This window comes from Mannheimia sp. E30BD, from assembly GCF_041807785.1.
GTDB lineage: Bacteria > Pseudomonadota > Gammaproteobacteria > Enterobacterales > Pasteurellaceae > Mannheimia.
Genome location: NZ_JBGTYX010000011.1, coordinates 40,909 through 57,759 on the forward strand (window position 1 = coordinate 40,909; position 16,851 = coordinate 57,759).

A 16,851-nucleotide genomic window follows, 5' to 3' on the forward strand; every position below is an offset into this window, starting at 1 on the left:
TCCTTTACTCTTTTAATTTTTCAATTTCTTTTGTGAATTCTTCAATATCGCTAAAACTCAGATAAATTGAGGCAAAACGAATATAAGCCACTTTATCTAGCTGTTTTAACGCATTCATTGCAAGTGTGCCGATATGTCGGCTTGGCACTTCTCGCTCGCCCATTGCTTGTAGCTGAATGATAATTTGGCTAATCGCTTTTTCGACATCATCAGCACTGACAGGGCGTTTATTTAAAGCACGTCTTAGCCCCATTCTAAGTTTTTCAACATCAAACGGCTCTCGACTACCGTTATTTTTAATCACATAAGGCACAACCAACTCTGCTGATTCAAAAGTGGTAAAGCGTTCTTTACACTTGACACACTCACGACGACGGCGAATTTGGTAGCCATTTGCCGCCAAGCGTGAATCAATTACTTTGGTTTCTTCGGTGGAACAAAATGGGCAACGCATTATTTTTCCCCTTTTTGTTGTGCCACTTGTTGAGCTAAAAAGGCTTTATGCAAATTTTCAGGCGGTGGTGGCATTTGTAAATAATAACCTTGCTCTGCTAATTTTTGCAGCACTTCGTCATTCTTCGCTCGCACAAGTGGTTTATCGCCCGTTAAATTAAACATCATCACAAATTCAGGCTTGCCAAACATTTGGCGTAACGCTTCTGGCACCTGTTCAAATTGATCTCGCTTTGCTACATAAAGATACATTTCATCTTTTGCTTTGCTTTTATAAATCGCACAAAGTGTTATCGGTTTAGTATTCGTCGTCATAATGTCCGCCACTGTAATTATCAAATCGGGAATATTGCCCTTGAAAGGTTAATCGCACTCGTCCAATCGGTCCGTTACGCTGTTTACCGATAATAATTTCCGCAATGCCCTTAAGATCAGAGTTATCATTGTAAACTTCATCACGGTAAATAAACATAATTAAGTCCGCATCTTGCTCAATAGAGCCTGATTCACGCAAATCCGAGTTTACAGGGCGTTTATCTGCACGCTGTTCTAAGCTACGATTAAGCTGAGAAAGTGCCACTACAGGCACTTCTAGCTCTTTAGCTAAGGCTTTTAATGAGCGAGAAATTTCGGCAATCTCAAGGGTTCGGTTATCGGAAAAACCCGGAGCACGCATTAATTGTAAATAATCCACCATAATCAGGCTCAAACCACCGTTTTCACGATAAACACGTCTTGCTCTGGAACGAAGCTCTGTTGGTGTTAAGCCTGAACTGTCATCAATATAGATATTATTGCGTTCTTGCAAAATCGCCATTGTAGTGGAAATTTTTGCGGTATCTTCATCATCTGAAATCTGCCCGGTTCGGATCTTAGTTTGATCCACGCGAGAAAGTGAGGCTAACATACGCATCATAATCTGATCGGCAGGCATCTCAAGGCTGAAAATCAACACAGGTTTTGCTGGTTTTTTCTTCGGATTGCCTTGTTCGTCCAAATCGTCTTTATCTTCAATATCAATCAGTGAGGCATTTTCGCATAAATTCATCGCAAAAGTGGTTTTCCCCATTGAAGGGCGGGCAGCCACAATAATTAAATCCGAAGGCTGTAATCCCGCCGTTTTTTTATTGAGATCGGTAAAGCCTGTGGAAACGCCCGTTACTCCACCGTTATGGCGATTTTTAGACAAGGTATCCATTCTCGCCAACGTTTTCAGCAAAATATCATCAATACGCTGCGGGCCTTCATTCGCATTATTTCGCTTTTCCGCAATTTCAAATACGATTCGCTCGGCTTCGTCTAAAACCTCTTTGGAGTTTCGCCCTTTGGTTTTATAGCCCATTTCTGCAATTTGATTACCTGCACTAATCACGCTTCTTAAATCGGAGCGATCTCGTACAATATCGGCATAGGCAAGAATATTTGCAGCACTTGGAGTGTTCTTAGAAAGTTCCGCAAGGTAGGCAAAACCGCCCACATCTTGTAGCACACCTTTGTCTTTTAACGCTTGATCAAGCGTAATAATATCGACCGGCTTGTTTGCTCGCACCAAATCCGCCATCTGCTCAAAAATAATGCGATGAGCATAATTATAGAAATCGTGTGATTGTACACGCTCAGCCACGTTATCCCAATGATCGTTACTTAGCATAATACCGCCAAGCACTGCCTGCTCTGCTTCAATAGAGTGCGGAGAAATGCTAATCTGCTCAACTTGCTTATCTTTTACTTTTTCACGAAGTGTGCTGTTATGTTCTGCCATTTTTATCTCTATTAATGATTATTTTCAATAGTGCATAGTTTATCGGAATTTGTATTAAATTGAAATTTGCATTTTTTATACCTTATTAGAGCAATAACAAGCGGTCAATTTTGTTTAAATTTTTGCAAAATTCTGACAAAACTCAATCACCTGTTTAAAAAACAAGCGTTATGCAGTGATCTTTACTGATACATCAAGTAAAATACACAAGATTTCAAATTGGAAGTCATTTTAAATTTATCATTATGGAGATATCCTATGGCACTGAATAACATTTTAGGTTTATTCGCCCAGTCCCCACTTAAACCGTTACAAAAACACTCGAATAAAGTTGTAGAATGTAGCGAATTGTTAGAATCTTTTTTTGACGCGACTTTTGAACATAACTGGGAAAAAGCCTCTTTAGTTCGCGGTCAAATCGTTGATTTAGAACGCCGTGCAGACTCACTAAAGCGTGAAATCCGCCTAAAACTTCCTCGTGGCTTATTTATGCCTTTAGAAAGAACGGATTTGTTAGAGCTGGTAACGCAACTAGACAAACTTGCAAATTATTCAAGAGATATTTCAGGTCGCATTATCGGACGCCAATTAGTCATTCCTGCAGAAATGCAGCCTCTTTTTAAGAAATTCCTTTCTCGTAGTATTGACGCCAGCCGTCAAGTCGGCAAAGTTTTAGATGAAATGGATCAATTATTAGAAACCGGCTTTAGAGGTAGAGAACTTGATTTCGTTAATAAGATGATTTTAGAACTTGACCAAATCGAAGACGATACTGATCAATACCAAATCACATTACGCCATACCCTGTTATCATTGGAAAAAACGCTTAATCCGATTGATGTAATGTTCTTGTACAAATGTATCGAGCGTATCAGTATTTTAGCCGATCAAGCACAACGTATCGGTTCCCGCATTGAGTTAATGTTAGCGAAATCATAGGAAGTACAATGGAACTGATTAACAACTACGGTTTTATTATTGTTGTCATTACGGCTATTTTCGGCTTTATTATGGCATTCGGTATCGGTGCAAATGACGTTGCAAATGCAATGGGAACTGCCGTTGGCTCTCGTACGATTACCGCAAAACAAGCTGTTTATATTGCATTAGTTTTTGAATTTTTTGGGGCTTATCTCGCAGGTGGTGAAGTAGCGGAAACAATCAAAAGTGGTGTTATCTCAACTGAAGCTTTCATCGGTCATCCAGAAGTTCTTATTCTAGGTATGATGTCTGCTCTTTTTGCTGCAGGTATTTGGTTAGTTGTCGCCTCTCAAAAAGGCTGGCCAGTTTCAACAACTCACTCCATCATCGGAGCTATTGTCGGCTTTACTGTTATTTCAGTGGGTATGGAAGCTGTTCAATGGTCTCAATTCGGTGGTATTGTTGGTAGCTGGTTTGTTACGCCTTTCATTTCTGGTGTTATTGCTTATCTTATCTTTGTTTCCACACAAAAAATGATATTTGACACAGATAAACCAATGGCAAATGCTGAGAAATATGCGCCTTACTATACAGCCTTGACGGTATTTATTATTTGTATCGTCACCCTAGAAAAAGGCTTAAAGCACGTCGGCTTAAATCTTAGTGGTTTACAAACTACACTTCTCTCTGCTGTAATTTCTATGATTTGTGCAATCATTTGTTTGTTCTATCTTCGCAGCAATGCATTCAAAGCAAGTTTAAAAGAAAAAGCTACATTTAGCGGTGTAGAAAAAGTATTCAGTATTTTAATGCTGATTACCGCTTGTGCAATGGCATTTGCACACGGTTCAAATGATGTTGCGAATGCAATTGGTCCTTTAGCTGCAGTTGTTTCTATTGTAGATCACGGAGGTGTTATCGATGGCAAAACAGTTATGGCTCCTTGGGTTTTACCATTAGGTGCGGTAGGTATTGCAATTGGTCTTGCAGTAATGGGGCATAAAGTGATGGGCACTATCGGTACAGGTATTACTGATTTAACACCAAGTCGTGGCTTTGCGGCACAATTTGCTTGTTCAATCACGGTAGTAATTGCATCTGGTACTGGTCTGCCAATTTCTACCACACAAACACTTGTGGGTGCAGTAATTGGTGTTGCCTTTGCACGAGGTATTGCGGCACTTAATCTTGGTGTAATCCGTAATATTATCGCTTCTTGGGTGGTTACATTACCAGCAGGTGCATTACTTGCGATTATCATCTACTATATTTTGAGTGCAATTTTTATTTAATTCACTTACTATTCTTTAGGGGTAACTCGTTTACCCCTTTCCTTCTTTAGATTGCAAGGAGAATTATGAAAAAAATCGTTTATTTACTGGTGGGAATGTTATCCTACACTGCTCTTCCTACACTTGCTCAAACGCAATATATTAGCGAAAACCTGAATACTTATATGCGTAAAGGTGCAGGAGATAATTTTAGAATTTCTGGTGCAATCCAAGCAGGGGAAAAAGTAACAGTATTAGATAAAAAAGAGCGTTATAGCTTAATTAGAGACAGCCGAAACCGTGAAGGCTGGGTGTTAAACTCTGATTTAAGTGATACTGCAAGCCCAAAAGAGCTTATTCCACAATTAAACCAACAAGTTCAAGATTTAACTAATCGTTTAAGTAAAATTGACAATGAATGGCAACAACGCACAGCAGAAATGCAGCGTAGAACGCAAGATGCGGTTCAAAAAAGCAGTGATTTAGTGGAAGAAAACGCACAGTTAAAACGTGAGCTTGAGATCTTAAAAAACAAAAACCGTGATTTAGAAACGATGCACGATTCTGAAAAGCGTGAAATTGTGATTCAATGGTTTATTTACGGCGGTGCTGTATTAGGAGCTGGCTTACTACTTGGCTTGATTGTGCCGCTCTTAATTCCTCGCCGCAGACGTAATAGCGGTGGTTGGGCATAATAAGTAGAGATTAAAAAAGGATTTAGTTTTAAACTAAATCCTTTTTGTTTTCATCTTACCGATAGCTTTTCTAGTTCAGTGAAATAGGTCGGGAATGTTTTTGCCGTGCAGTTCGGATCTAAAATCGTAACCGCTGTATTAGACAACGCAATTAATGAGAAACACATTGCCACTCGGTGATCGTTATAGGTCTCAATTTCTGCGTGTTGGAATTTATCTAATTCAAGCGGTTGAATGCGGATAAAATCTTCTCCCTCCTCAACAGTTGCCCCCACTTTACGCAACTCTGTTGCCATTGCGGTTAAACGGTCGGTTTCTTTCACTCGCCAGTTGTAGATGTTACGAATAACCGTCTCGCCTTCTGCAAAAAGTGCCGTTGTGGCAATAGTCATTGCCGCATCAGGGATATGATTCATATCCATATCTACACCTTTTAATAGGGCTTGTTCTGCTTGAATGAAATCCTCTCCCCAAGTGATTTTTGCCCCCATTTTCTCTAACACATCAGCAAACAAGCGGTCGCCTTGTATCGATTTTTTACCAATACCTGTAACCTTAACGCTCCCTTTAATCGCCCCAGCAGCTAAGAAATAAGAGGCAGATGAAGCATCACCTTCCACTAAATAATTGCCTTGTGGAGCGATATAAGTTTGATTGCCTTTCACAATAAATGTGTTGTAATCACGGTTTTCAACGGTTACACCAAAATCTTTCATCATTGAGAGTGTGATGTCGATATAAGGTTTTGATACCAGATCACCAATAATCTCAATTTCCATATCATTTTTAGCGAGCGGTGCAGACATCAATAATGCAGTTAAGAATTGGCTAGAGATAGAACCAGCAATCTGTACTTTTCCGCCATTTAAACCTCTGTTTGTAATCGCAAGCGGTGGATAGCCTTCGTTTTCTAAATACTCCACCTCTGCCCCAACTTGACGTAACGCATCAACCAAATGCTTAATTGGGCGTTCTTTCATTCGAGGCTCGCCTGTTAAAATAACTTGAGCCTTGTTTTCGCCTTTTAAACATAATGCGGCGGCTAATGGTCGCATTGCCGTACCCGCATTTCCTAAAAAGAGCGATAAGCCATTTTGAGCTTGGAATGCACCGCCAATACCCTGTACCTCGCAAACAGTTTTGTCTTCTGATAATTCGTAAGACACACCTAAGGCTTTTAACGCATTCAGCATATGGCGAATATCATCACTATCTAATAAATTAGTTACTCGTGTTGTGCCTTTAGCTAATGCTGCCAATAATAATGCACGGTTAGAAAGGCTTTTTGAGCCGGGTAAGTTAATTTCTCCCTCTACTCGGGAAATTGGGTTTAAGGTTAATTTTTCCATTTGTTTCTATAATTTGTAAAATTTTGATAAAAGAGACCGCTTGTTAAGCTAAAACCTTTAATAATGCGGTAAAGAATCTGTCATTTTCTTCAGGCAGCCCGATACTCACACGTAAGTGATTTGGCATTCCATAGCCTGCAATTGGGCGAACAATCACACCTTCACGCAATAATGCATCATAAATTGGGGCGGCAGGGCGTTTAAAATCGATAGTGATAAAATTACCTTTAGACGGAATATAGTCTAATCCGTTTGCTTGGCAAAATGCTTCATAGCGAGCCATTTCCAAGCTGTTATTTTTTGCGACTTTTTGTACAAAAGCATCGTCATTCATCACAGCAATCGCAGAAGCAAGTGCAAGGCTGTTGCAATTAAACGGCTGGCGAACACGATTTAATAAGTCCGCAATTTCAGGATTTGACACCGCATAACCAATGCGAAGCCCTGCTAAACCATAAGCTTTGGAAAGCGAGCGAGACACAATTAAATTCGGGTATTTTACTAATAAACCGAAAGAATTAATTCGCTCTTCTGTCGCCGTAAATTCAGTATAGGCTTCGTCTAGCACAACAATGACGTTAGCTGGCACTCTTGCTAAAAATACCTCAATATCAGCTTGAGTTAAGAAGTTACCTGTTGGGTTATTCGGGTTTGCAATAAAAATGAGTTTAGTCTTTTCATTGATTGCTGCTAAAAAGCCCTCTAAATCGTGTCCCCAATTTTTAGCAGGAATTTCACGAGCAACGGCATTGATGGCTTTTGTTACCAGCGGATAAACAATAAACGCATATTGTGAATAGATAATTTCATCTTTATCGCTGGCAAAGGTGTGGGCAAATAACTCTAATAAATCATTTGAGCCATTGCCTAAGGTAATTTGATTTGGCTGTAAATTGAATTTTTTGGCAATGGTTGATTTCAGTTCAAAACCGTTTGAATCTGGGTAACGGGTTAAATCATCAAGTTGATTGATAATGGCTTGTTTCGCACTTTCAGGAAAACCAAACGGGTTTTCATTTGAAGCTAGTTTGATGATATTTTGAATGCCCAGTTCACGTTCTAATTCCTCAATAGGCTTACCTGCTTGATAAGGGGAAAGTGATTTCACCCCATCATTGGCGATGTTGAAAAATTGCATAATGACCTCTGTTTTTCTTATTAAAATATCGAGTGATTTTAGAGGAGAACGCACGATTTTGCCAGTAAAAATTTTGTTACAAACGGAAAGAAATTATTACAGGTTAATTCTTTACCCTATTTGCAAAAAATTAGCAAAAAACGACCGCTTGTAAACAAAAAACCGAGAGTAATTTTTACTCTCGGCTTTTAAATTATCTCTTAGTTTTCTGCTTTTGTATCAGCAAGAGAATCACCAATATTATTATCCTTAGCTGGCTTATCATCTAAGGTAATAGAGGTTGTATNTCTTAGTTTTCTGCTTTTGTATCAGCAAGAGAATCACCAATATTATTATCCTTAGCTGGCTTATCATCTAAGGTAATAGAGGTTGTATCTGCCGCTTGCTCACCGCTTGGTGGGGTTGCATTGTCATCTTTGGTTGGGGTATCTGTCCAACCTGATGGTTCTCTAACTGAGCGACGAGCCATTAAGTCATCAATTTGTTTACTATCTAGCGTTTCGTACTTCAATAGGGCATCTTTCATTGCGTGTAAGATGTCCATATTCTCTTCTAACGTCTGTTTTGCACGTTGATAGTTTCTATCAATGATCTTACGCATTTCGGTATCAATGAGTTTTTGCGACTCTTCAGATACGCCTTTAATCGCTCCCATTCCATCTTCATTTTGATAGAAGATTGGCCCAAGCTCTTTCGAGAAGCCCCATTGTGTTACCATTGCGCGAGCAATTTGGGTTGCACGGTGAATATCAGACGATGCCCCTGTGGTAATTTTGTCTTCGCCAAAAATCAAGCCTTCCGCAATACGACCTGCAAATAAGGTTGAAAGCTGGCTTTCTAATTTTGTGAAGGTTTCACTTACACGGTCGCCCTCTGGCAAGAACTGAGCAAAACCTAAGGCTTGACCACGAGGAACAATGGTCACTTTATTTAATGGATCGTGTTCCGGCATTAAATAACCAACAATAACGTGGCCTGCTTCGTGATACGCTGTGTTGATGATCTCTTTTTCTGTCATCGTATTTGAGCGGCGTTCCGGTCCCATATTGATCTTATCACGAGCTTCTTCAAAGTCTTCCATTGTGACTACACGTTTGTTCTTGCGTGCAGCAAACAATGCTGCTTCATTCACTAAGTTCGCAAGCTGAGCCCCTGAGTAACCTGGTGTACCGCGAGCAATTTGCATAGGATCAACACCTTCTGCAAGCGGTACTTTTTTCAAGTGAACTTTCAATATCTGCTCACGACCTTTTACATTCGGTAAATCAACCGTTACTTGGCGGTCAAAACGACCCGGACGAGTTAAAGCATCATCAAGTACATCAGAACGGTTTGTTGCTGCGATAATAATTACACCTTCAGAGCCTTCAAAGCCATCCATTTCTACAAGCATTTGGTTAAGGGTTTGTTCACGCTCATCGTGCCCGCCGCTAAAGCCTGCTCCACCACGTTTACGGCCTACCGCATCAATCTCATCAATGAAAATGATACAAGGTGCATTTTTCTTGGCTTGGTCGAATAAATCACGCACACGGGAAGCACCCACGCCAACAAACATTTCAACAAAGTCTGAACCTGCCATTGTGAAGAACGGCACTCTTGCTTCGCCAGCAATAGCCTTCGCTAATAAGGTTTTACCTGTTCCTGGAGGACCAACCATTAAGATTCCTTTTGGTATGCGTCCACCTAGTTTTTGGAATTTGGTTGGATCACGCAAAAATTCAACCACCTCGCCCACTTCTTCTTTTGCTTCATCACAGCCGGCAACATCAGAGAAACGGGTTTTGACTTCATCTGCAGTAAGCATTTTCGCTTTACTTTTACCAAAGCCCATTGCTCCACGACCACCACCGCCCTGCATTTGTCGCATATAGAAAATGTAGAAACCGATTAATAGTAGCATCGGGAACCACGAGATTAAAATTTGGGATAACAATCCACGACGTTCTGCCGGTTGCCCGGTAATTACCGCATTGGTTTTCGCCAAATCTGCCATTAGATATTCATCATACATCGGCATTACAGTTTGGTAAGTTGCACCATCATTTTTAGTTACTATTATGGTGTCATTGTTCTGTTTAAAATCGACACCTTTTAAGCGATTTTCTTTGATATCACTCAAAAAAGTCGAGTATGGTACAGTATTTGAGTTAGCACCAAAATTAGAATTGAAGCCTTCATAGGCTGTCATCATTACGATGGCAACCACAACCCAAAGTAAAATATTTTTAACCATATCGTTCAAGGTTAATCCCCTATTCTGTTAATAAATCTATCCAAGGTTACTATAAAAGCGGTCAAATTTCCTAACTTTTTTGCAAATTTTTAATAAAAAATGACCGCTTGCGTGGTTTCTAGCCTTTGTAGCCTGTTGCAACAATATAGACTTCTCGTGAGCGATCTCTAGAGGCTTCAGGTTTTCTCACTTTTACTACGCTAAATAACGAACGTATCTCTCGGAGATATTCATCAAATCCTTCACCTTGGAAAACTTTCACTACAAAGCTACCTTTTGGTGCTAGCACTTGGCGACACATATCTAACGCCAACTCAACCAAATACATCGCACGAGGAATATCCACTGAAGGCATACCACTGAAATTAGGTGCCATATCAGACATTACTACATCAACTTTTTCTTCGCCAACACGCTCTAATAATGCATTTAAAACGGATTCCTCACGGAAATCGCCTTGTAAAAAATCCACTCCAGCAATCGGATTCATATCTAAAATATCACAGGCAATCACTCTGCCTTTGCTACCAATTTGTGTTACCACATATTGCGACCAACCTCCCGGTGCAGCACCTAGGTCAACCACAGTCATCCCCAGTTTAAAGAGCTTATCGGTTTGCTGAATTTCATCAAGCTTAAAATACGCTCGTGAACGCAGTTTCTGTTTATGTGCTTTTTGTACAAATTGATCTTTAAAATGCTCTGCAAGCCAACGTGATGAGCTTGCACTACGTTTTCTACCCATATTTTTCTTTCTTTTTAAAGTAAATTTAGCCCTATTAATAAGGGCTATTTAAAATAATTCAAGAGATAGCGAGAAATCTCCTCGCTATCTCTTAATATTTGATCATATATGAATTAAGGCACAATAACCGTAAATATATAGGTTGCCAAAATCACTAATAACACAATACCATAAAGCATATTGGTTTGCCCGTGATTCAGCGAAAGCATTGCCACAAAAGAAGAAAGTGAAAGTAACACCATTGATTTCCAGTCTAAGCCTAACACCATATTAATGTCATATATTAAACATACAATAACTACTGCTGGGATAGTTAAGCCGATACTTGCTAATGCCGAACCTAATGCAAGATTCACACTGGTTTGTAAACGGTTACGGTGTGCAGCAGTTAATGCAGCAACACCTTCTGGTAAAAGTACTACTGCTGCGATAATTACACCCACTAATGCCAATGGTGCACCAGCACCAACAACCATTCTCTCAATAGATGGAGAAAGTGCTTTTGCAAGGAATACCACTACTCCCAAGCAGACAATCAATAATAATAAACTGATTAATGCTACTTTTGTTGATGGGGGCTCTGCGTGATGAGATGGATTATCGTCATCTGCTAAAAAGTAATCACGGTGGCGAACTGTCTGAATTAAAATAAATGATGCATAAAGTACAATTGACGCGATCGCTACAAAGATTAATTGAGAAGGGCTATAAGTTGCGCCTACCGTGGTGGTCGTAAAGTTTGGTAGCACTAATGTAATTACTAAAATTACAACTAATGTAACCAATGCCGTACTTGCTGATTTTTGGCTAAAAAATTGCTCACGGTGTTTTAAGCCACCAATCAATAAACATCCACCTAAAATACCATTCAATATCAGCATTATCGCCGCAAAAACAGTATCTCGAGCTAAATATGCAGTATTATCCCCACCTGCAACCATTAATGACACAATAAGTGACACTTCAAGAATGGTGATAGCTAAGGCAAGAATAATCGTACCAAAAGGCTCACCAACTTTATGTGCTACAACCTCTGCATGGTGAACAGCTGAAAGCACACTACCAATCAGTAAAGCACTACCAATTAGTTGTAAAATAACACTTTCTTTTACTCCAAAGAAATAAACTACCCACGCAGCGATAGGTAGTAATATCGACCAAAGCGGTAAAGCCTGATGACCTTTGTCTACACTTGGCATTAATTTCTCCTTATTTTTTTAGTTATGTCTATCTACATTATTCTATCAAAATATAGATTAATGTAATACCTATTTATCTGATTTAATTTTAAATATCTCATTGAAAAATAAGATAAAAAATTCTCCTTTACAAAATAATCATACTAAGCAATGAAATTCCCTACCAAAAAGAGTAAAATACCGCGAATTTTATGCTTTAATACTCTAATTTAAGGATTTTTTATGACTCAACTGAGCGTTGTAATTTTAGCCGCAGGTAAAGGCACTCGTATGTATTCTGATTTACCAAAGGTATTGCACCCAATTGCAGGTAAACCGATGGTAAAACACGTTATTGATACGGCCAAGCAGCTAGACTCCCAACAAATTCACTTAATTTACGGACACGGTGCAGATTTACTCAAAGCTCGTTTAAGCGAAGAGCCTGTAAACTGGGTATTCCAAGCTGAACAATTAGGAACAGGGCACGCAATGCAACAAGCAGCACATTTCTTTGCTGATGATGAAAACATTGTGATGCTTTATGGCGATGCTCCACTCATTACCAAAAGCACATTGGAGCGTTTAATTGCGGCTAAGCCTGAAAATGGTATTGCGCTATTAACGGTTGAATTAGAAAACCCAACAGGTTACGGACGCATTATTCGTGAAAACGGATCTGTAGTTGCGATTGTAGAGCAAAAAGATGCGAATGAAGAACAGCTTAAAGTAAAAGAAGTAAATACTGGCGTAATGGTTGCAAGCGGTGCGAGCTTCAAAAAATGGCTGAAAAACTTAAATAACAATAATGCACAAGGCGAATACTACATCACTGATGTGATTGCAATGGCAAATCAAGACGGTTTCAAAGTGCAAGCCGTTCAAGCCACTGAATTTATGGAAGTGGAAGGGGCTAATAATCGTTTACAGCTTGCCGCATTAGAGCGTTTCTACCAAAAACGTGAAGCAGAAAAACTATTGTTAGCAGGTGTAACCATTATCGACCCAAGCCGTTTTGATATTCGTGGAACAGTAACACACGGTAAGGATGTTCAAATTGATGTGAACGTGGTTCTAGAGGGCGAAATAAAACTTGGCAATAATGTAAAAATTGGTGCTGGCTGTGTATTAAAAAACTGTGAAATTGGCGACAATGTTGAAATTAAACCTTATTCTGTGATTGAAGATTCTGCTGTTGGTGCAAAATCCGCTATCGGCCCATTCTCACGTTTACGTCCGGGTGCAGAATTAGCCGAAGAAACGCATATCGGCAACTTCGTTGAAATCAAGAAAGCAACCATCGGCAAAGGTTCTAAAGTAAATCACTTAACCTATGTAGGCGATGCAGAAGTGGGTAAAGATTGCAACATCGGTGCAGGTGTCATTACCTGTAACTATGACGGTGCAAACAAATTCAAAACCATCATTGGTGATAACGTATTCGTTGGCTCAGACAGCCAGTTAGTTGCCCCAGTAACCATTGCCAATGGTTCAACCATTGGCGCAGGTGCTACAGTTACCAAAGATGTTGGCGAAAATGAATTAGTGATTAGCCGTGTGCCACAACGCCATATTCAAGGTTGGAAACGCCCTACTAAGAACAAATAGCAAGCGGTTAGATTTCTCTGATTTTTTACAAATGAAAGCCCCTAAAGTAGCCATTAACTTTAGGGGCTTTCATATTAGGATAATCTTGCTAATGCTTTTTGATAAACTTCACTTCGATCTCGTTTCCCTACTGCAATCACTTTAACGACAATTCTCTCATTAATCACTTGATACACCAATCGATATCCAGCATTACGCAATTTGATTTTATAACAATCTTTCATTCCACGCAGTTTGGCACTTTCTACACGTGGGTTCTCTGCTCGCTCCTTTAATTTTTCAACAAACTGTTTTCGCAATGCTAAGTCTAGCTTACGGAACTCCTTTTCTGAAGATTTAATAAATTCAACGGTGTATTTCATTTTAATAAATCCGCTAATTCTACCTCGTAACTTTCTTCAAATTGTCGCTCTTCCACAATTTTAGCAAGCTCAGCATCATCAGCTAATTCCATTAAATACTCATAAATATGAGGTGGCACACAATAAAATGCAGGCTCATTACGATTAAGAATTGCAATAGGCTCGCCTGCTGCAGCTCTTATTGTTGCCATTGGGTTTGTTTTCAACTCTGTGATACTTGCAACCGTATTGGTTAATACTATACTAGGCATAAATAACACTCCTTATTTAGGGCTATTTATCGCCCTTTTTACTGGTTTTGTCAAGCCCCTACAAACCAAAGAGCCTTACCAATTAAAGATTAGTAAGGCTTTTAGTTTAAAATCTACTCCCACTCAATAGTTGCTGGAGGCTTTCCACTTACGTCATATACCACACGGGAAATGCCATTCACTTCGTTGATAATACGGTTGGAAATTTTACCTAATAAATCATACGGAAGATGAGCCCAATGTGCGGTCATAAAGTCGATGGTTTCAACGGCACGCAAGCTAACTACCCAATCATATTTACGCCCATCACCCATTACGCCTACCGATTTTACTGGTAAGAATACCGTAAAGGCTTGGCTAACTTTGTAATACCAACCAGAGTTGTAAAGCTCTTCAATAAAAATTGCATCGGCTTTACGCAGTAAGTCGCAATACTCTTTTTTGATTTCCCCCAACACCCGTACGCCTAAGCCCGGCCCCGGGAATGGGTGGCGGTTAAGCATTTCTGCGGGCAAGCCTAGTGCTAGGCCAATTTTACGCACTTCGTCTTTGAAAAGCTCTCTTAACGGCTCAACTAAGCCCAATTTCATATAATCAGGTAAGCCGCCTACATTGTGGTGTGATTTAATCACATGGGCTTTACCTGTTTTGCTCGCTGCAGATTCAATCACATCTGGATAGATTGTGCCTTGTGCCAGCCATTTTACAGAAGTAAGTTTTTTGCTTTCATCATCAAATACATCAACAAAAACCTTACCAATCATTTTGCGTTTGGCTTCTGGCTCATCAGTGCCTTTAAGGGCATCTAAGAAGCGATCTTCCGCATTCACACGCACAATGTTTAAGCCAAATTTATCGCCAAACATTTCCATTACTTGATCACCTTCGTTTAAACGGAGCAAGCCATTATCCACGAATACACAGTGTAAGTTTTTGCCGATAGCTCGGTGTAAAAGCAACGCTGTTACGGAAGAATCTACGCCACCCGATAAGCCTAAAATCACTTCATCATCGCCCACTTGTTCTTTAATGCGAGCAACGGCATCTTCAATAATGTTTTCTGGTGTCCAATTTCTTTCGCAACCACAAATACCTACCACAAAGTTGGTTAATAATTCTAAGCCGCTTTTAGTATGCGTTACTTCTGGGTGGAACTGTACCCCATAAAAACGGCGACTTTCATCCGACATCGCCGCAATCGGGCAAGTTGGCGTTACACCTGTAATCTGGAAATGCTCTGGTAAATGAGTAACTTTATCGCCGTGGCTCATCCAAACATCAAGTTTCGATTCACAAGCGGTCGAATTATCATTAAGATTTGCAAATAGGCTATCTGTTGCTTTTAAATCAACAGAAGCATAGCCAAACTCTCGGTGGTCAGACGTTTCGGTTAAACCGCCCAGCTGCATTGCCATTGTTTGCATTCCGTAACAAATACCAAGTACAGGCACGCCTGCATTAAAGACATACTCTGGAGCACGAGGGCTATTTGCTTCGGTAGTACTTTCAGGCCCCCCCGAAAGAATAATCCCTGTTGGGTTAAATTCACGGATCTGCTCTTCCGTTACGTCCCAAGCCCAAAGTTCGCAATACACCCCTATTTCACGCACTCGGCGGGCGATAAGTTGAGTATATTGTGAACCGAAGTCGAGGATTAAGATTTTATGGTTGTGGATGTTGGTCATTATTCTTTCTCTTTGATTAAATTATTTATCTGATTGCTCACATTCAGAAGTTTTAAGAACTTGTAAACCTTCTTTTTTGTAAATTGCAAATTGACCTTGACGACAATCACGTCCAAAAAGATTTTGGAATTGTTTTGTTGGTTTTCCTTCAGCAATCAAATATAGATCCCCTTTTTCATCAGTCATTTGCTTTTTGATGTTCCAGTTATTTTTTTGCAGTGCTTTTAATACGCTTTCTTGTGATTGTCCCTCGTACATATCAGGTACACCACTAGATGACCAATCGTTAGTACAACCTAAAAGTATAAATAATGGAATTGCAAGGGAAAGTTTTTTCATATAGGTTTCCTTATCTTAGTCTTAGTAATACAAGCGGTCAATTTTTACAAATCTTTTGCAAAATGCTCAAAATCTCATTCATATCCTTCCCCATATAATCTGCTAGACTTTGGTCGATCAGCATTCGTTTTTCTTCATAGCCAATCACGGTTAGGCCTGCAGTTTTAGCGGATTTCATTCCGTAGTAGGAGTCTTCAATCGCAACGGCATTTTGGGGATCTACATCTAATTTCTCACAGGTGTAACGATAAATTGTTGGATCTGGTTTGCTGTGTTCAAACTGCTCGCCGCTGACAATGAAATCGAACTCATCTTTAATGCCACATACCGTCAGAATATTATCAATATGCGATTTCGCCGATGAAGAGGCAACCGCTAATTTAATATTATTTTGCTTGGCAAATTGAATAATATGCTGAATGTCTTCTCTGAAAATCGTTTTAAAATCAACCTTGCTAAATAGATCTTGGAAAAACGCATAGTAACGCTGGCGAATTTCATCAATCGGCAAGCTCGACTCTGCTAATTTTTGCACGATAACCGGAATTTCTTTTAAACATTTGCCAACCACTTCAGATTGTTGTTCTAAAGTAATCGGGCGGTTATGTTCTTTAATATCTTCAATGAACTGCTTTTGCAGTGAAAATTCGAGATATTCGGTATCAACAACCACACCGTCCATATCAAAAATAATGGCTTGTAGCATTTTGTTTCCTTAATAATGGGCGAATAATGATTCGCCCCTTGTATATCTCAAATGAGTTAAACTAAGCAACACAACCCGTTATCGGCATCTCGTCTCGTCCCTTGAAAGCACTTCGTTGTGTAGCTTAGAGAGCCGATAACTTTCATCACAAA

At 39.7% G+C, this 16,851-nt stretch carries 17 protein-coding genes; 4 read left to right on the forward strand and 13 right to left on the reverse strand.

Annotated features, from left to right (window positions below):
• Window positions 1–4: 4 nt before the first annotated feature.
• Genes nrdR through ACERCG_RS07760 form a run of 3 tightly spaced genes read right to left on the reverse strand, consistent with a single transcriptional unit; the run spans window position 5 to window position 2,215 of the window.
• Window positions 5–454: a transcriptional regulator NrdR gene (nrdR, locus tag ACERCG_RS07750; RefSeq protein WP_373611467.1), complete on the reverse strand. Its 450-nt coding sequence runs from the start codon at window positions 452–454 to the stop codon at window positions 5–7.
• Complete coding sequence (locus ACERCG_RS07755) at window positions 454–768, reverse strand: YcgL domain-containing protein (RefSeq protein ID WP_373611468.1); 315 nt, start codon at window positions 766–768, stop codon at window positions 454–456. Before ACERCG_RS07755 ends, nrdR begins: the two co-directional genes overlap by 1 nt.
• Window positions 752–2,215 carry a replicative DNA helicase gene (locus ACERCG_RS07760; protein ID WP_373611469.1) on the reverse strand — a complete coding sequence of 488 codons (1,464 nt, stop codon included), beginning with the start codon at window positions 2,213–2,215 and terminating at the stop codon, window positions 752–754. Before ACERCG_RS07760 ends, ACERCG_RS07755 begins: the two co-directional genes overlap by 17 nt.
• A gap of 258 nt (window positions 2,216–2,473) precedes the next feature.
• On the opposite strand from ACERCG_RS07760, the gene ACERCG_RS07765 reads away from it, so the two are divergent.
• From ACERCG_RS07765 to ACERCG_RS07775, 3 genes are all read left to right on the forward strand, one after another.
• The gene (locus ACERCG_RS07765) at window positions 2,474–3,154 is read left to right on the forward strand and encodes a TIGR00153 family protein (RefSeq protein WP_373611470.1); all 681 of its coding nucleotides are present in this window, start codon (window positions 2,474–2,476) and stop codon (window positions 3,152–3,154) included.
• 8 nt (window positions 3,155–3,162) lie between these two features.
• Window positions 3,163–4,428 (forward strand): inorganic phosphate transporter, encoded by a 1,266-nt coding sequence (locus tag ACERCG_RS07770; RefSeq protein WP_373611471.1) that lies wholly within the window; start codon window positions 3,163–3,165, stop codon window positions 4,426–4,428.
• Window positions 4,429–4,523: 95 nt separating this feature from the next.
• Window positions 4,524–5,102 carry a TIGR04211 family SH3 domain-containing protein gene (locus tag ACERCG_RS07775; RefSeq protein WP_373611484.1) on the forward strand — a complete coding sequence of 193 codons (579 nt, stop codon included), beginning with the start codon at window positions 4,524–4,526 and terminating at the stop codon, window positions 5,100–5,102.
• A 50-nt stretch (window positions 5,103–5,152) separates the two neighbouring features.
• On the opposite strand, the gene aroA is transcribed toward ACERCG_RS07775, so the two are convergent.
• From aroA to ACERCG_RS07800, 5 genes are all read right to left on the reverse strand, one after another.
• Window positions 5,153–6,451, reverse strand: a complete 1,299-nt coding sequence (gene aroA, locus ACERCG_RS07780; protein ID WP_373611472.1) for a 3-phosphoshikimate 1-carboxyvinyltransferase — start codon at window positions 6,449–6,451, stop codon at window positions 5,153–5,155.
• Between the two features lie 43 nt (window positions 6,452–6,494).
• Window positions 6,495–7,589, reverse strand: a complete 1,095-nt coding sequence (hisC, locus tag ACERCG_RS07785; protein ID WP_373611473.1) for a histidinol-phosphate transaminase — start codon at window positions 7,587–7,589, stop codon at window positions 6,495–6,497.
• Between the two features lie 289 nt (window positions 7,590–7,878).
• Window positions 7,879–9,825, reverse strand: coding sequence for an ATP-dependent zinc metalloprotease FtsH (gene ftsH / locus ACERCG_RS07790; protein WP_373611474.1), 1,947 nt, complete (start codon window positions 9,823–9,825; stop codon window positions 7,879–7,881).
• Window positions 9,826–9,943: 118 nt separating this feature from the next.
• A complete protein-coding gene (gene rlmE / locus ACERCG_RS07795) occupies window positions 9,944–10,570 on the reverse strand; it encodes a 23S rRNA (uridine(2552)-2'-O)-methyltransferase RlmE (RefSeq protein WP_373611475.1) in 627 nt (208 codons plus the stop codon).
• A 113-nt stretch (window positions 10,571–10,683) separates the two neighbouring features.
• Window positions 10,684–11,769 (reverse strand): calcium:proton antiporter, encoded by a 1,086-nt coding sequence (locus tag ACERCG_RS07800; protein ID WP_373611476.1) that lies wholly within the window; start codon window positions 11,767–11,769, stop codon window positions 10,684–10,686.
• 222 nt (window positions 11,770–11,991) lie between these two features.
• Between ACERCG_RS07800 and glmU the strand changes: the two genes are divergently transcribed.
• A complete protein-coding gene (glmU, locus tag ACERCG_RS07805) occupies window positions 11,992–13,356 on the forward strand; it encodes a bifunctional UDP-N-acetylglucosamine diphosphorylase/glucosamine-1-phosphate N-acetyltransferase GlmU (protein WP_373611477.1) in 1,365 nt (454 codons plus the stop codon).
• Between the two features lie 74 nt (window positions 13,357–13,430).
• Here glmU and ACERCG_RS07810 read toward each other — a convergent pair whose 3' ends face one another.
• From ACERCG_RS07810 to ACERCG_RS07830, 5 genes are all read right to left on the reverse strand, one after another.
• The gene (locus ACERCG_RS07810) at window positions 13,431–13,718 is read right to left on the reverse strand and encodes a type II toxin-antitoxin system RelE/ParE family toxin (RefSeq protein ID WP_373611478.1); all 288 of its coding nucleotides are present in this window, start codon (window positions 13,716–13,718) and stop codon (window positions 13,431–13,433) included.
• On the reverse strand, window positions 13,715–13,969 hold the full coding sequence (locus ACERCG_RS07815; RefSeq protein WP_373611479.1) for a type II toxin-antitoxin system Phd/YefM family antitoxin: 255 nt from the start codon (window positions 13,967–13,969) through the stop codon (window positions 13,715–13,717). Before ACERCG_RS07815 ends, ACERCG_RS07810 begins: the two co-directional genes overlap by 4 nt.
• A gap of 113 nt (window positions 13,970–14,082) precedes the next feature.
• A complete protein-coding gene (guaA, locus tag ACERCG_RS07820; protein WP_373611480.1) occupies window positions 14,083–15,654 on the reverse strand; it encodes a glutamine-hydrolyzing GMP synthase in 1,572 nt (523 codons plus the stop codon).
• A 21-nt stretch (window positions 15,655–15,675) separates the two neighbouring features.
• The gene (locus tag ACERCG_RS07825) at window positions 15,676–15,993 is read right to left on the reverse strand and encodes a hypothetical protein (RefSeq protein WP_373611481.1); all 318 of its coding nucleotides are present in this window, start codon (window positions 15,991–15,993) and stop codon (window positions 15,676–15,678) included.
• A 37-nt stretch (window positions 15,994–16,030) separates the two neighbouring features.
• Window positions 16,031–16,699 carry an HAD family hydrolase gene (locus tag ACERCG_RS07830; protein ID WP_373611482.1) on the reverse strand — a complete coding sequence of 223 codons (669 nt, stop codon included), beginning with the start codon at window positions 16,697–16,699 and terminating at the stop codon, window positions 16,031–16,033.
• Window positions 16,700–16,851 lie beyond the last annotated feature (152 nt).

Excerpts from the sequence above, each read along its gene's own strand:
- nrdR (WP_373611467.1), bottom strand. The coding sequence starts at position 454 with ATGCGTTGCCCATTTTGTTCCACCGAAGAAACCAAAGTAATTGATTCA.
- ACERCG_RS07755 (WP_373611468.1), bottom strand. The coding sequence starts at position 768 with ATGACGACGAATACTAAACCGATAACACTTTGTGCGATTTATAAAAGC.
- ACERCG_RS07760 (WP_373611469.1), bottom strand. The coding sequence starts at position 2,215 with ATGGCAGAACATAACAGCACACTTCGTGAAAAAGTAAAAGATAAGCAA.
- ACERCG_RS07765 (WP_373611470.1), top strand. The coding sequence starts at position 2,474 with ATGGCACTGAATAACATTTTAGGTTTATTCGCCCAGTCCCCACTTAAA.
- ACERCG_RS07770 (WP_373611471.1), top strand. The coding sequence starts at position 3,163 with ATGGAACTGATTAACAACTACGGTTTTATTATTGTTGTCATTACGGCT.
- ACERCG_RS07775 (WP_373611484.1), top strand. The coding sequence starts at position 4,524 with ATGTTATCCTACACTGCTCTTCCTACACTTGCTCAAACGCAATATATT.
- aroA (WP_373611472.1), bottom strand. The coding sequence starts at position 6,451 with ATGGAAAAATTAACCTTAAACCCAATTTCCCGAGTAGAGGGAGAAATT.
- hisC (WP_373611473.1), bottom strand. The coding sequence starts at position 7,589 with ATGCAATTTTTCAACATCGCCAATGATGGGGTGAAATCACTTTCCCCT.
- ftsH (WP_373611474.1), bottom strand. The coding sequence starts at position 9,825 with ATGGTTAAAAATATTTTACTTTGGGTTGTGGTTGCCATCGTAATGATG.
- rlmE (WP_373611475.1), bottom strand. The coding sequence starts at position 10,570 with ATGGGTAGAAAACGTAGTGCAAGCTCATCACGTTGGCTTGCAGAGCAT.
- ACERCG_RS07800 (WP_373611476.1), bottom strand. The coding sequence starts at position 11,769 with ATGCCAAGTGTAGACAAAGGTCATCAGGCTTTACCGCTTTGGTCGATA.
- glmU (WP_373611477.1), top strand. The coding sequence starts at position 11,992 with ATGACTCAACTGAGCGTTGTAATTTTAGCCGCAGGTAAAGGCACTCGT.
- ACERCG_RS07810 (WP_373611478.1), bottom strand. The coding sequence starts at position 13,718 with ATGAAATACACCGTTGAATTTATTAAATCTTCAGAAAAGGAGTTCCGT.
- ACERCG_RS07815 (WP_373611479.1), bottom strand. The coding sequence starts at position 13,969 with ATGCCTAGTATAGTATTAACCAATACGGTTGCAAGTATCACAGAGTTG.
- guaA (WP_373611480.1), bottom strand. The coding sequence starts at position 15,654 with ATGACCAACATCCACAACCATAAAATCTTAATCCTCGACTTCGGTTCA.
- ACERCG_RS07825 (WP_373611481.1), bottom strand. The coding sequence starts at position 15,993 with ATGAAAAAACTTTCCCTTGCAATTCCATTATTTATACTTTTAGGTTGT.
- ACERCG_RS07830 (WP_373611482.1), bottom strand. The coding sequence starts at position 16,699 with ATGCTACAAGCCATTATTTTTGATATGGACGGTGTGGTTGTTGATACC.